The 14974-nt window shown below is 29.3% G+C and carries 13 protein-coding genes; 6 read left to right on the top strand and 7 right to left on the bottom strand.

The window, feature by feature from the left end; translation table 11 throughout:
• Positions 1 to 494 precede the first annotated feature (494 nt).
• Entirely contained in the window at positions 495 to 1889 is a 1395-nt protein-coding gene (gene gltA, locus HLB29_RS08950; RefSeq protein ID WP_185624819.1) for an NADPH-dependent glutamate synthase, read from the bottom strand.
• Positions 1889 to 2782, bottom strand: a complete 894-nt coding sequence (locus tag HLB29_RS08945) for a sulfide/dihydroorotate dehydrogenase-like FAD/NAD-binding protein (protein ID WP_185624818.1) — start codon at positions 2780 to 2782, stop codon at positions 1889 to 1891. The genes gltA and HLB29_RS08945 overlap by 1 nt, the downstream gene beginning before the upstream one ends.
• A 343-nt stretch (positions 2783 to 3125) precedes the next feature.
• Here HLB29_RS08945 and HLB29_RS08940 point away from each other — a divergent pair, with 343 nt between their 5' ends.
• The 5 genes from HLB29_RS08940 (at position 3126) to HLB29_RS08920 (ending at position 9090) form a co-directional block, all read left to right on the top strand.
• Entirely contained in the window at positions 3126 to 3980 is an 855-nt protein-coding gene (locus tag HLB29_RS08940) for a sulfurtransferase (RefSeq protein WP_185624817.1), read from the top strand.
• 619 nt (positions 3981 to 4599) lie between these two features.
• Positions 4600 to 5718, top strand: coding sequence for an efflux RND transporter periplasmic adaptor subunit (locus tag HLB29_RS08935; RefSeq protein ID WP_185624816.1), 1119 nt, complete (start codon positions 4600 to 4602; stop codon positions 5716 to 5718).
• A 23-nt stretch (positions 5719 to 5741) separates the two neighbouring features.
• Positions 5742 to 6416, top strand: a complete 675-nt coding sequence (locus HLB29_RS08930) for an ABC transporter ATP-binding protein (RefSeq protein ID WP_185624815.1) — start codon at positions 5742 to 5744, stop codon at positions 6414 to 6416.
• A gap of 3 nt (positions 6417 to 6419) precedes the next feature.
• Positions 6420 to 7733 (top strand): ABC transporter permease, encoded by a 1314-nt coding sequence (locus HLB29_RS08925; protein WP_185624814.1) that lies wholly within the window; start codon positions 6420 to 6422, stop codon positions 7731 to 7733.
• 79 nt (positions 7734 to 7812) lie between these two features.
• On the top strand, positions 7813 to 9090 hold the full coding sequence (locus HLB29_RS08920) for a dihydroorotase (RefSeq protein ID WP_185624813.1): 1278 nt from the start codon (positions 7813 to 7815) through the stop codon (positions 9088 to 9090).
• 107 nt (positions 9091 to 9197) lie between these two features.
• On the opposite strand, the gene HLB29_RS08915 is transcribed toward HLB29_RS08920, so the two are convergent.
• A complete protein-coding gene (locus HLB29_RS08915) occupies positions 9198 to 9698 on the bottom strand; it encodes a rubredoxin-like domain-containing protein (RefSeq protein ID WP_185624812.1) in 501 nt (166 codons plus the stop codon).
• 261 nt (positions 9699 to 9959) lie between these two features.
• Here HLB29_RS08915 and HLB29_RS08910 point away from each other — a divergent pair, with 261 nt between their 5' ends.
• Positions 9960 to 10865: a polysaccharide deacetylase family protein gene (locus tag HLB29_RS08910; protein ID WP_185624811.1), complete on the top strand. Its 906-nt coding sequence runs from the start codon at positions 9960 to 9962 to the stop codon at positions 10863 to 10865.
• 159 nt (positions 10866 to 11024) lie between these two features.
• On the opposite strand, the gene HLB29_RS08905 is transcribed toward HLB29_RS08910, so the two are convergent.
• The 4 genes from HLB29_RS08905 to HLB29_RS08890 all read right to left on the bottom strand — a co-directional run bounded on the left by HLB29_RS08905 (position 11025) and on the right by HLB29_RS08890 (position 14650).
• Positions 11025 to 11471, bottom strand: a complete 447-nt coding sequence (locus tag HLB29_RS08905) for a Fur family transcriptional regulator (protein ID WP_185624810.1) — start codon at positions 11469 to 11471, stop codon at positions 11025 to 11027.
• A 204-nt stretch (positions 11472 to 11675) separates the two neighbouring features.
• A complete protein-coding gene (gene ruvX, locus HLB29_RS08900; protein WP_185624809.1) occupies positions 11676 to 12098 on the bottom strand; it encodes a Holliday junction resolvase RuvX in 423 nt (140 codons plus the stop codon).
• Positions 12092 to 14383: a hypothetical protein gene (locus HLB29_RS08895; RefSeq protein WP_185624808.1), complete on the bottom strand. Its 2292-nt coding sequence runs from the start codon at positions 14381 to 14383 to the stop codon at positions 12092 to 12094. Before HLB29_RS08895 ends, ruvX begins: the two co-directional genes overlap by 7 nt.
• A gap of 6 nt (positions 14384 to 14389) precedes the next feature.
• Positions 14390 to 14650 carry an IreB family regulatory phosphoprotein gene (locus tag HLB29_RS08890; protein WP_279287999.1) on the bottom strand — a complete coding sequence of 87 codons (261 nt, stop codon included), beginning with the start codon at positions 14648 to 14650 and terminating at the stop codon, positions 14390 to 14392.
• Positions 14651 to 14974 lie beyond the last annotated feature (324 nt).

Genomic DNA, 14974 nt, shown 5'->3' with positions numbered 1-14974 from the left:
GACTTTTAAAAACAATATATGTTATAATTATTTAAGTATAATATTTATGTATTTATAATACCTCTAAAAATTTTAATGAATATTGTATTCTTTTTTTAGGAATAAATTTTATTGTAAATAAATGTCTACTTTTATATCCAATCTTTATAATTTATTTATATTTTAAATGCTTATTGTTATAATATTCCACAGACCATTTAGAAAATATTGTATAAATTAATTTATGGAAGATAAAGATAACAAAATGCTTATAACTCTTTAATTGCAATAATTATAGCAGTCTTTTGATTTTGTTGATGAAGTTGGAATTATATCATATTCAAAACATATTGTAATTAAAAAGAGTAATCTCTATATGGTTGAAAACTCAATAGAAATTACTCTAAATTTTATCGTATAATTTTTATTATACACACTATATTTAATTTTATTTTATATTTTACTACATATCTAAATCTAAAACATACATTATTATATCTGCATTCACAGTAAAATTATTTATTTAAAAACTTCTCTTTTAAATATTCGTGTATACTGGCCGCAGCATTTTTACCGGCTCCCATTGCAGAAATAACTGTTGCCGCACCAGTTACGGCATCACCACCTGCGTATATTCCATCCAAAGAAGTCAATCCATTTTCATCTGCAATAATACATCTTTTCTTATTAACTTCCAATCCTATAGTTGTTGAAGCTATTAGCGGATTAGGACGAGTTCCTAATGACATTATTACCATATCTACATCTATTTTAAATTCAGATCCCGGAATCTCAACAGGTCTTCTTCTTCCAGAATCATCCGGTTCACCTAATTCCATTTTTATGCACGTAAGACCGCATACATCTCCATTATCATCTACATGGATTTCTTTTGGATTTGTTAAAAGGTCAAATATTATACCTTCTTCTTTTGCATGATGTACTTCTTCAACTCTTGCAGGAAGTTCTTCTTCACTTCTTCTATATACAATATGAGTATCAGCACCCAAACGTAAAGCAGTTCTTGCAGCATCCATTGCGACATTTCCTCCACCTACAACTGCTACATGTTTTCCAACTCTTATAGGTGTATCATAGTCATCCATATATGCTTTCATAAGATTTACTCTAGTTAAAAATTCATTTGCAGAAAGTACTCCATTCGCATTTTCACCTGGAATTCCCATGAAAGATGGTAAGCCTGCTCCTGAACCTATAAATACGGCCTTAAACCCTTCATTTTCAAACATATCCTCAATAGTTATAGTTCTACCTACCACTACATTATTTTCTATTGTAACACCCAGTTTCTTTATCGACTCTATTTCATAATTAACTACCTTCGACTTTGGTAATCTGAATTCAGGTATACCATAAGTTAGTACACCGCCTGATTCATGAAAAGCTTCAAAAATTGTGACATCGTATCCCAGTTTTGCTAAATCACCAGCACATGCAAGGCCAGCCGGACCTGAACCTACTACCCCTACTTTAATACCATTTTTCTCAATATCCCCGGTTAAGTCTATCTCATTTTCTCTAGACCAGTCTGCAACAAATCTCTCCAACTTACCTATAGAAACTGATTCACCTTTTATCCCTAAAACACAAACACCTTCACACTGAGATTCTTGTGGACATACACGACCACATACAGCCGGAAGTGAGCTGCTCTTAGCTATAATCTTAGCTGCCTTTTCAAATTCCCCTGTCTTTACCTCTTGAATAAATGCGGGAATATCTATACTTACAGGACATCCTTCAACACATCTCGGTTTTTTGCAATTTAAGCATCTTTGAGCTTCTTCAATTGCTTCTTCTGCGTTATATCCATAACAAACTTCTTCAAAATTAGTAGCTCTTACAGCTGGTTCTTGTTCCCTTACAGGAACTTTTGGTTTCATAGCCATTAATGTTTCCCTCCGATCTTACAGTTTGGATTTGTGTGAGTATCACCATCTTTATTTCTCAAAGCTTTTCTTCCTTCTTCAGTTTTGAACATGGTTTGTCTTTTCATAGCTTCATCAAAGTTGACAAGCCAACCATCGAATTCCGGTCCATCAACACACGCAAACTTTATTTCATCACCAACACTTACACGACATGCTCCACACATTCCTGTACCATCTACCATTATAGTATTTAAACTAACAATTGTTGGTATGTTTAATTTTTTTGTTGCCATACATGCAAACTTCATCATTATCATAGGACCTATTACAATTGCTTCATCATACTCTTTTCCTTGATTTAAAACTAAATCATCAAGCATCATGGTAACATTGCCATAGAACCCATAAGTACCATCATCTGTACACATATAAAGGTTCTTTGCCACCTTTTTCATTTCATCTTCAAAAATAATTATATCTTTACTTCTGGCACCAATTATAACATCTACTTCTACCCCGTGTTCATTCAACCACTTGACCTGTGGATATACGGGCGCAGCCCCAACACCTCCAGCTATAAAAATTATTTTTTTCTTCTTCAATTCCTCTAAATCAGCATGTATAAATTCACTTGGTTGACCTAATGGTCCTACGAAATCTTTTATACTGTCTCCTTTTTCGAGTTTACCAAGTTTTTTACTTGAATCGCCGACTACCTGGAATACGATTGTCACAGTTCCTTTTTCAGCATTAAAGTCAGCAATTGTAAGAGGCATTCTTTCACCTTTTTCATCAATTACAACTATGATGAATTGTCCCGGTTTTGCTGATTTTGCTACCCTAGGAGCCTCAATATCCATTAAATAAACAACTTCGTTAAGCTTTTTTTTATTGACTATCTTATAGCTCATTATAACTATATCCCCCTTATTATATTATAAAAATATATACAATCATGATATCCAAATATTATAAAATGAAAATTAATATCACATTTTATAATTTTAAGTGGATTAATGACAATATTATAGAATAATATGATTCAGTTTAATTATACACTATATTTCTTAGTTTTAATAGTATTTTATTAATATATAATCTATTATTAATATAAATTAATGTTTCGTATTAATTTGTTTTGAAAATAAGTGAAAATATGATACTTAGACAATAATCTATACAATTTATATTTAAATATGTTATACTTTAGATAATGAGATATTGTTTTAATTATATAGCTAAGGAGATGATAGCATGAAAAAATTAATAAGCGTTGAAGAATTATTCAATTTAATGAACTCAGAGAAAAAATATGTAATTTTAGATTGTAGATTTGATTTGATGAATAAGACATATGGTGTAGATTCATACAAAGAAGGACATATAGAAGGAGCATTTTTAGTGGATGTAGAAAATGACTTAACTGACAACGTTCGCGAACATGGAGGTAGACATCCATTTAAAAATCACAAAGACTTCATTAAAATAATGGAATCTTATGGAGTTGATAATGATACGATTGTTATAACTTATGATGATGGCGATATGCAAGGTGCTGGTAGATTACTTTATCAACTTAATAACATAGGTTTTTATAATGTAGCAGCACTAAATGGTGGTTTGACATCCTATAAAGAAAACGGCGGTATTATAGAGAAAAAAATTAATACACCTAATTTTAATAATATCCATTTAGATACGAAAATTGATAATAGTTTTATGGTAAATATGGAATATGTAAAATCTAAACTTTACGATAAAAATACAATTATTATAGATTCCAGATCTAATCCTCGCTATCTTGGTTTAGAAGAACCAGTTGATAAAAAAGCCGGGCATATACCTGGTGCTAAAAATTACTTTTTTATGGATATTTTGAATATTGAATCAATGAAGAATGGCTCATATAAATCCGATGAAGTACTCAGAAAACATTTTGAAAAACTTGATCCAAATAAAGAAATAATAGTTTACTGTGGTTCTGGTATATCTTTAATGGTAAATGCCCTTGCTCTTGATAAAATAGGAATACCTTATAAAATATATCCGGGTAGTTTTTCAGATTGGATTAGCTATGATGATAATAAAATAGTAACAGAAAAAGAATAATTGTCATGAATGCATAATAATTATTCCATAAGTTATATTCATATTTTTTAAGCAGAATATGCCGAATTAATATTAACTTTATTTTAACATAAATTATGTTTCTTATTATTGAATATTAGTATTAAACCACCACTTTTCAAACTATTATGTGGTGGTTTAATTAATATGGTTATGTAATATTATACAAGTATCATGTATTAATATTTTATAAAATTTTTTATAAAATTTAGTATTTTATTCTTTATATATCTTTATATATCTTTATATATCTTTATATATCTTTATTTTATAACTGTATAGATTCCAATTTTATTTTTTTAGGTTATTAAGTTTTAATACCTGACTTTACTTTAATTATTTCGTTTCTATTTTTTATTTTATCAATATCTATTTTAGTTTCAATCAAAATAAGTATTTAACTATATTTTCTTCTTTATTTAAATTTTTCGGTATTAATTTATTATAAAAAATTGACTTTTAATAATAAATTCTAACTTTCTATATTGAAAAAATATTGCAATTGTGACATATTTAATGTAAAATAATAGAGTAAGGATAAAAAATTGGTGTAGTTTGCCCTTTTTGGCACACTAACACTTTCAATATATAGGAGGTTAAAATGTCTTTTAAAGAAAAAATAAAAGAAAACTGGACAAAATTTAGAACTAATAAAAAAATCCAGATATATGTTGGTATTGCTGCTGTTTTGGTAATTGTAGTTATTGGTGGAATAATAATAACAAATAGCACTAAAAAATCAACGGAAAATATCGTTCAAACATATACAATACCCGAAAATGAAAAAATATTTATAAATGGTATTATAGTTCCTAAACAAAGTAAAGATATAATGGGTCCTGCTTCTGGTGTAACTCCTGATATTAGAGTTAGTAATGGACAGAGTGTAAAAAGCGGAGATGTACTTTATATAGTAAAAGATGAAGTTGCTATACAGGAAATTGCTTCTATAAAAACACAAATAAGTAATCTGATTAGAGAAAAGAGAAATTTACAAAATGGAGATCCTTCCATAACAGCAATTAACAACCAGATTGCAACTCTAAATACCAGCCTTTCATCAGCAAATGCCAAAGCTTATACAAAGGTTAAAGCACCATTTGATGGAAAGGTCTATCTGAATAACAATAACAATAGTTCAGAACAGCAAACTGCCGGAGCTTTAATGACTGTTCAAACTACTGAATATGTAATGAATGGGCAAATAAGCGAACAGGATCTATCTAAAATAAGCCAAGATATGACTGCAGATGTTACTATCTTATCTTCTGGCGAAACCATAAAAGGCAGAGTAAGTTATATTTCTGATAGACCAGTAGCCTCTTCTAGTGGACCACTCGGAGCTGATTCCTCTGGTTCACAAATGTCATTTTATACTGTAACACTAACTTTTGATACTCAGGAAGGTATAATGGATGGATATCATACACAAGCAGTTATAGAAATAAACTCTGATAAACATAAAGTGCCTAGTCAGGCAATATTGAATTCTGGTGATGAAGTATATGTAATGGCTGAAGTTGAAGGAGTACTTAGAAAAGTAAATGTCGAAATAATATCAGAGGGAGATAACTACTCTATCGTAACCGGTAACTTAAACCAAAATGATGTCATAATTAAGAACCCTACTCTAGAAATGAAAGATGGAGATCCTATTCCTAAAACAGCCGAAGATTCAAATAAAGATGATTCTTCAAAGGATGATAGTTCTGATAAGTAGTCAGAATTTAAGTAGGTGATATTATGCAAATTATATTAAAAGATGTACAAAAGTATTATAAAGTAGGGAAAGATAAACTTCATGTACTAAAGAATCTAAATTTAGAAATAGAATCTGGTGAGTTTATAATGATTATGGGTAAATCAGGTAGTGGTAAGACAACTATGCTAAATTTACTTGGATTTCTTGATAAACTTGATAAGGGACAGTATTTTTTTGAAGGCCACGATGTGAGTCATTTAGGCGAAAACATGAGATCTGAATATAGAGCTAAACATGTGGGTTTTGTATTTCAACAATTTAATCTCATAGATACCTTAAATGTCTTTCAAAATGTTGAAATACCGCTTATATATGCGGGTGTAAAAGATAAAAATAAGAGAAAAGAACTTGTAGAAAAAAGATTATTTGATGTAGGTCTTTCAGAAAAGGCACTTAGCTATCCTAACCATTTATCCGGTGGTCAGCAACAGCGAGTTGCAATTGCAAGAGCGCTCGTAAATAATCCAAATCTTATTTTTGCTGATGAACCTACAGGAGCTTTGGATAGTGAGACTGGGATAGAAATAATGAACCTTCTAAAAGAATTAAACAATAAAGGTACTACTGTGATTATGGTTACACACGATCATGATATGACACAGTATGCTTCCCGTGTAATAACCTTAAAAGATGGACGTTTTATAAAGGGGGATTAATCTGTGATTACTATATTGAAAAATTCCCTTACTAATCTTAAGGGACATAAACTTAGACTAATTATTGCATTTATTTGGATTATAATAGGTATTACTTCAATAGTATTCGTTAGTTCTGTCGGAAATGCAATGAGTGCAATGGTAAAGCAATCATTTCAGAGTATTGCACCAAGAACTGCAATAATATATTTTAAAACTATTGATGAAATTAATAACGATTATGATGGTGTCGAAGAACCTACCACTTCAAATGCACAAAAACAAACGCCTAGTCAGGCTTTGAATCAAATATTATTGGACCCTTTCTTAACATCCGATATTCAGATATTATCTACACTAGATGGTGTTGAATCAATAAAACCTTCTAGCAAACCTGTTCAAACAAGACCTGGTTTTTATGGTGAAAATATGGTGTTCCAAGATATTTCATACTTTGATAAATCATATAACGGTCAATTTTTACCTTCTGAAGGAAATAAATATAAAATTATTAAAGGTAGAGAAATTACCCCATCTGATGAAGGAAAAAAAGTCGTTGTATTGGAAAGTGAAGCAGTAAAGGAAATTTTCGGAAAAAAAGATCCTATTGGAAAAGGTGTAACTATTGGTGGAAATAATTTTGAAATCATAGGTATTTCTGATAGTAATGTTACTTATGATCCAATAGAAAAGAAATTTAAAAAAAGAACAAATTTCGATACTTCATCCCCTTCTTCATATACAACAAACAATGGATTTAATATTTTGTCCGGTAACTTTATTAGGGATAACACTATAAACAATATTACTGTAAAAGTAAAAGAAGGATATGAAATAAAAGACGTTTCTGAATCTGTAGTATCAGAGTTAACTTCTCTACATCCTAATATTGCTGGTGAATATAAAATACAGGATCAGAATAGTATTCAAAAATCCACTGAATCTCTTACTCAAGGTATAGATAAATTTGTAAGAGTTATAACTATTGTTGCAATGATTGTAGGTGGTGTTGGAATAATGAACATAATGTATGTATCTGTAATGGAAAGAAACAAAGAAATTGGTATAAGAAGAGCTTTAGGCGCTAAACCTAAGACAATTCTATTTCAATTTCTAATTGAATCAATATTTATAACGGCTTGTGGAGGTATCCTTGGATTAGTAGTTGGATATGCAGTCACTCTATATTCAAAAAATATACTTCCTTTCAAACCTATACCTAACATAAATAGCTTTTTATATGCGTTTTTTGCTATTGCTATTACGGGTATTGTTTTTGGTCTTGTTCCCGCATTTAAGGCATCTAAAGTCGATCCTATTAAGATTATATATAAGTAGTAGACGATTATTGAAAACATGAGATTAATTCACTATGAATTAATCTCTTTTTTTAAAAAATTTAATCAGGAGGATAAAAATGAATAAATTACTTATAAAAAACGGAAAAATTATAAATCCTGCCACTTCATTTGAAGATGATGGAGATATTCTTATTGAAAATGACAAAATTATCAATATAAATAAAAATATAGACTCCTATGATGATGAGAATACTATAGTAATCAATGCTGAGGGATACATTGTCTCTCCCGGTCTGATAGACATTCATGTTCACTTTAGAGACCCGGGATTTACTCATAAAGAAGATATTCTCTCTGGATCAAAAGCTGCTGCAGCTGGTGGTTTCACTTCTGTTATTTTAATGGCAAATACAAATCCTAAAATTGATTCAGTCGAAAATTTGAACTATGTATTAGATAAATCAAAAAAAGCGGAAATAAATATTTTTCAAGAAGCTGCTTTGACATATGATTTTAAGGAAAAAATTGTAGATATGGAAACTTTATTTTCTGCAGGAGCTGCTGGATTCACAAATGATGGTGTTCCCGTAATGAGTACCAATGTTCTAAGAGAAGCTATGTTGAGGGCAAAAAAATTAGGAGCTATAATTGCATTACATGAAGAGGATAACAGCCTAATAGGTACACATGGTATAAATGATGGTTTGATATCAGAAAAATTGGGACTAAAAGGTGCTCCAAGAGTGTCTGAAGATCTTATGGTTTCAAGAGATTGCATGTTAGCTCTTGAAACAGGAGCAACTATAGATATACAACATATAAGCTCAGGAAATTCAGTGGATATAGTTAGGCATATGAAATCTATGGGTGCCAATATTATAGCCGAGGTAACGCCCCATCATTTTACTCTTACAGAAGATGCCGTACTAAAATATGGGACTCTTGCCAAAATGAATCCTCCATTGAGAACTGAAAACGATAGACAAAAAATACTTAGTGGTTTGGCTGATGATACAATTGAGATAATTGCTACTGATCATGCACCACACACATTTGATGAAAAAAATACAGAATTCAAAAAGGCTCCTAGTGGGATTATAGGTCTTGAAACTGCTCTCCCGCTCTCTATTACTGAATTAGTAAATAAAGATATATTGAATATGTCACATATGTTGTCCAAACTTACAATAAATCCATCCAGATACTATAATCTTGATAGAGGTGATATAAGTTTAGGAAAAATAGCCGATATATGTATTTTTGACCCGAACGAAAAATATACGGTAAAAGAATTTAAATCAAAATCAAAAAACTCACCTTTTACTAACTGGGAATTATATGGAAAAGTAAAATATACAATTTGTGGAGGAAAAATAGTATATAGTGACCAGTAACTTTAAGTTTAATAAAATATTATCATTTCTGCAATGATTTCTTAAAAATGACTATTGCCACTATATTATATGGTAGCAATAGTCATTTAAATTATATAAAATCCAAATCAAAAACAATTAATTAATAATTTATTATTTCTTTCAATTAATACAGAAATTTCATCTAGACTTTCTTCATTGAGAAATAATATGAACTTTTCGTTATTTTTTACTAACTTCTTTATTTTATTTTCAATTTCTTTTATATTAGATTCTGTATTAAACTCAAGAAACTCGCCTAAAAACATAGAATAGATAGCAGACTGTTTTAGCATCTCATAACTTATTTCTTTAAATTTGGCAGATTCATTAGCTTTACCTTCATGTGTAGCCTGCATAGACATGGCCATCGCTACTGATGCAAGTTGACTACATAATTCAAACTGACTTCTAAGTAATTTTATAAATGATGGATTATCTACATCTAGCATCTCATAATATTCACTACTCTGCTCCACCAAAGAACTTATTTCATAAAATATATCATCATATGCACAAACCGGACATGTTATTGGCGGTTGATCTCCAATATGAATATACCCACATTCTTTACACTTATATCTTTTCATGCTTCACCTCATAAAATAATATCATATTTGTTTAAATATTAATATACCCGACTAACCAGCTATAAACTGTTTATATATAATTTATACTGTTCAAACATTAATATATTATACCACTATTACGATAAAATTATCGACTTTTTCAAAAAAAGTTTACATAAAGTTTACATTACAAGGTATAAATCTTAAATTAATATTACAATTTCTGTATTGATATTTCATATTGGTCAAATCTGTAGTAAAATAGAACTGAAGGAGGATGACATGGCTAAAAGAAAAAAGAAAACAAATACTTATAAGAAAAAACAATCAGGTTTTAGTGCAAAGAAAGTACTTCTTTTACTTATAATTGTTTTAAGTATTACTGGATGTATCAAAATTGCACTTGCTTACAAAACTGAACAAGAAACAACAAAAAAGAAAACTATTCAACATCAGGTAGTTGAAAAGAAAAAAGATGAGACTATAATTGGTCAAAGAAAAAGAGAGAAAGAAATCTACGGGGTTGACTCCCAGAAAGTTTGGAATGCTTTAAATGCATATGATTATGAAAATGGCGGAAAAAAGGAAGTATTTCTTACATTTGACGATGGCCCTTCATTAACAAATACTCCAAATGTCCTTAAAATATTAAAAGACAATAATGTCAAGGGCACTTTTTTTGTAATCGGAAAATCACTGAGAATTGATGGGGCTCCTAATATTCTAAAGGATATTTACAACCAAGGTCATGCTATAGGAAATCACTCTTATTCACACGACTATTCATACCTATATCCTTCAAGAGTTTTAAGCATGGAAAATTTTTCTAGTGATTTTAAGAAAAATGATGATTTAATAAAAGCTTCTTTAGATATGGAAAATTTTTCAACTCGTGTAATTAGATGCCCTGGCGGTCAAATTTCTTGGCAAAAAACGGAACCTTTAAATGAATATTTAATAAAAAATAATAAAGCTTCTATAGATTGGAACTGTTTAAATGGAGATGCTGAAGGTCCTAAAAAAAATGCTGATCAATTATACGATGAGGCTGTTAAATCAAGCCAGAACAAAAATTTAGTTGTTTTACTTATGCATGATACTTATGGAAAAGAAGAAACTGTTAAATCACTTGATAAAATTATAAAATACTATAAAAGTCAAGGTTATGAATTTAAAACACTTGTATAAAATTCAAAATATCTGAAATATTAATTATTTATATACATTATAATTATTTAGAGATTTTAACAACTAATCAAATATATTTATATTATATAAATATATGAAATAAAAAAGATGTACATTGTACATCTTTTTTATTTCATACATTTATAAATTGTAAAAAAATTATTTTTTCTTTTGACAGTTTTCACATTTACCATAAAATTTCAAATCGTGGTCAAATATTTCAAAATTGTACATGTTTTCAACTTTTTCCTCGATTGCTTCTAGTAAATCTTCCTTAACCTCAATAATTGCTCCACATTCTTTACAGATAAGATGATGATGGTGATGATTTTCTTCACCTTCTATATTAATTTCATATCTTATACATCCATCATCTAAATTTAGTTTAGAAATTCCATTTATTTCATCCAACAACTGCATAGTTCTATATACTGTTGCAAGACCAATTTCAGGACAGTTAGCACGTACCTTATCATAAATTTCTTCACTACTTAGATGTGAGTTTTCATTCTCAATTAATACCTCGATTATCGCTCTTCTTTGTGGTGTAATTTTAAATCCAGTAGCCTTTAGCTTTTCTTTTAAAATATCCATAGTCTTTTCCATAAATAACTCTCACCTCTTCTTTTCAATTGATAATATAAATATAAACCAAAAATGCTTTAAAGTCAATAGATATAACAAATTAATTTCATACTCTTTTAAAAATATACCCCTTAGACGAATTTTTAACTCTCTAAGGGGTATTATTTACCAAAAAATATATCAATTAGACATTCTTATTTCAACTAGATACGAAATCTTAAATTTTTAATACTTTTTAAAATCTAAATAATTTTGTAATATTATCACAGCTGCGAGTTTATCTACCACTTTTTTTCTGGATTTTCTACTTACTGATCCTTCTATTAGTAACTTTTCAGCTGATACTGTTGACAACCTTTCATCCCAATAGTCCACTTCAAGTCCAGTCTCTTCTTTTAATAAATCACAAAACTTAGTTACCTTTTCAGCCTGCGGTCCGATTGTCCCATTCATATTTTTGGGCAACCCTGATACAATCAGATTCACATTATTCTCAATTATTATTTTTTTTATTTCTTCAATATCTTTTTTCTTGCTTTCTCTTTTAATTGTCTTAATTCCTTGGGCAGTGATTCCCATGATATCACTTAATGCCACTCCTATAGTTGCATCACCAATGTCTAAGCCAAGTATTCTTCCTTCTAACATATCAAATCCTCATCTATTGTACTTCGAATATTTTTTCTATTTATCATCATTATCATAATCGGTATTATAAGATATATAGAACATGTAGCTGCTGATATTATACCCGAATCATTCACCAACAAAGTTACAAAGCAACCCGCAATCATTGATAAAAATCCCTTATATATAATATTATATTCTTTCTTAATAGGCGCTAAATTTTTATTCGGCTTATAAACAGAGAAAGAAATAACTACTATTGTCGCCAATAAAATATTCACCCAAATTGTAGTTTGTGCAAGCTGAACATTCATTTCTATTTTTCTGGTAAATACTGTCACAACCTCCATTGGCCCGTTTATTGTTATTTGTTCTACAAAATTTCCTAAATGAGAACCTATCCCTAGCATAATGTCTGCAATCGCAAATCCAACTACCAAAAGCAATGTAACAAAAAATATCAGAATTATTTTCTTTAAATCAATTTTAATATCATATACCATTAAAATAAATGCAAAAAATGCAATACAACCCGAAATAGCTCCACCAACATTTGCTCCCATTGCAGGATATGCGGATATGAATAAGATAATTATAAGTATCGTTGTAACTATAGGTTTGCGAAGTTTCTTGTTTTGAAGCAGGATAGAAAATCCTAATAACGCACTTCCTATTGTAACCCCCTCATACTCATTTCCTATACCATAATATCTAGCTCCTATCATAGGATCGTAGCTCATGATATTACTTTCCATAAGTGGTGTAGCTAATAGTGAGTCAAATGTTATTACAAATATCATTAGAAGAGAATATATACCTATTTGCTTTATGTCGTCACCTTTAAATATCTTACTTACTACTACATAATATAGTATCGTCATTATAACTATAGAAATTGCCACCATCGGTTGTGTTTTTGCCTGTAATACAGGTGCTGTTAAAAAAGCCAAAGGCATTATTAATCCGAGTTTTATCAATTCTTTCATTATATTTAGAGTTTTATATCTTCGCTTAAAAGAAATTTTATTTCTCTGCCATAATGTAATTGCAGCTAAAATTATGAAAAAAGATACTAATGTAACATAAATATTGATAATTGGTATTCTAATACTTGAAATAGCTACTATTTTTTCATATTCTTTCATTAAGTACTCATCTCTTTTTTCATTTTCAACAGAGATTATCTTTCTACCTACCATTTCAGAGTTTTTTAATCCAAATCTTGAAAGTATATCAACACCTAAATCTAAATTTGCAATTATACCTTTTCTTCTAGTTGTAGATGAAGTAAGCAATCCCATTGTATTATCACTCATATCAAACCTTACAACAGGTGCCAGTCTTTTATTGTTATTGTACTCCAAAGCACTAGGATAACTGCTTATAACATAAATAGTATCGGAAGAATCCGCTTGACTAAAGACATATTCAATATAATCACTAATTTTATCATAAATAGCAAATTTCATTTTTTTATACGTTCTTTTATTTAAATTTGGTTTATACATATCTAATCTGTAAGTATCACCAAGATTAACATATAATAAATCAGCCATCTTTAAATAGTCATTTGTTTCTTCTTTTAGTTTTTTGTAATCTGTAGATATTCCGTATGGAAATCTGAGATCTTTTTTATTTATATCATCGATATTCCCTCTATAAATTCTTCCTTTTGAATCCATAAGAGATAAGCAGAAATCTCTGTTTTTTTTATATTCACCAAATTCATCATAGTGGTCCATATTTCCAAGTACAGCAATTCTTTTATCATGAGCCTTTAAGGTATCTCCTAAATATCCCATTTTAGATTTAAATTCACCATAAGTTTGGTTGAGTAAATCAATATTATTGATATTATTTAAATTGATTTCTGCAGGAGTATGTCCGGTAGAAGCTTTATATAGAGCTCTGCTGTTTTTTGTCGATTTTGAAAAATCTATAACTGCATCAGTATATATATCTACTCTACCTGTAGCACCTATTGTCGCATAATTTCTTCTATCGTCATACCCTTTATCACCTCTAATATTCATTAGACCTATGTATCCACTATTATCCAATCTTTCTCTGAGAAATTTTATATTATCAAAATTTTCCAAACTTGTTCTGCTTAAATCAATAACAATTACTCTTCCACCTTGTTTAGAGGTCGTAGTTTCAATAGTTTTGTCAACTTCTCCTTTTGTACTCTTCATTTCAGTAGAAAGCATCATATTATTTTTTTCTTTTTGCTTTGCTAATGAAGAAACAGATAAACTAAATACGAAAACAATGGAAATAAAAAGCGACATAATTTTCTTATTCATATTACATTACTCTCCAATATTTAAATATTTTGAAATTATCTCTTCCATAATTTCGTCTCTCTCAAATCTTTTTATTGCCGCTCTTGCGTTATTATAGCTAGTTATGTAGCTGGAATCTCCGGAAAGTAAATAACCGATTATCTGATTTACGGGATTATACCCTTTTTCCAATAATGCATTATAAACATACATTATAGTTTCAGAAACATCCATTTTTTCTTCTGTAAGAGTTTCAAATTGTACTGTGTACTCCATATCTTTATCCATAATATACCTCCTATTTTATACGCATAACTCAATACATACCTTATTTTAGAATAAACCAAGCAATTAAGATTACTTTTCTATGGTAAATAATCTTTTTATACCATAAAAATAAAGTGTTCTTTTAATAAATCAAAAATAATTAATAAACTGTGGCTCTTTTTTATATTTATTATAAAAATTATTGCTTACAATAGATTTTACAATAAAAAAACCAATTAAGCAAGTTTTCCAAGAAAATAGAAATTGATGCTAAATGACTTGATCTTGCCATAGCATCAATAACTATTAAAAAATATTAAATTGCATCTATACTTATAATATTAA

The organism is Peptostreptococcus canis (genome assembly GCF_014229965.1).
GTDB lineage: Bacteria > Bacillota > Clostridia > Peptostreptococcales > Peptostreptococcaceae > Peptostreptococcus > Peptostreptococcus canis.
Note: the sequence above shows the minus strand (reverse complement) of the source record. Positions and strands in the feature narration are given on the sequence as shown.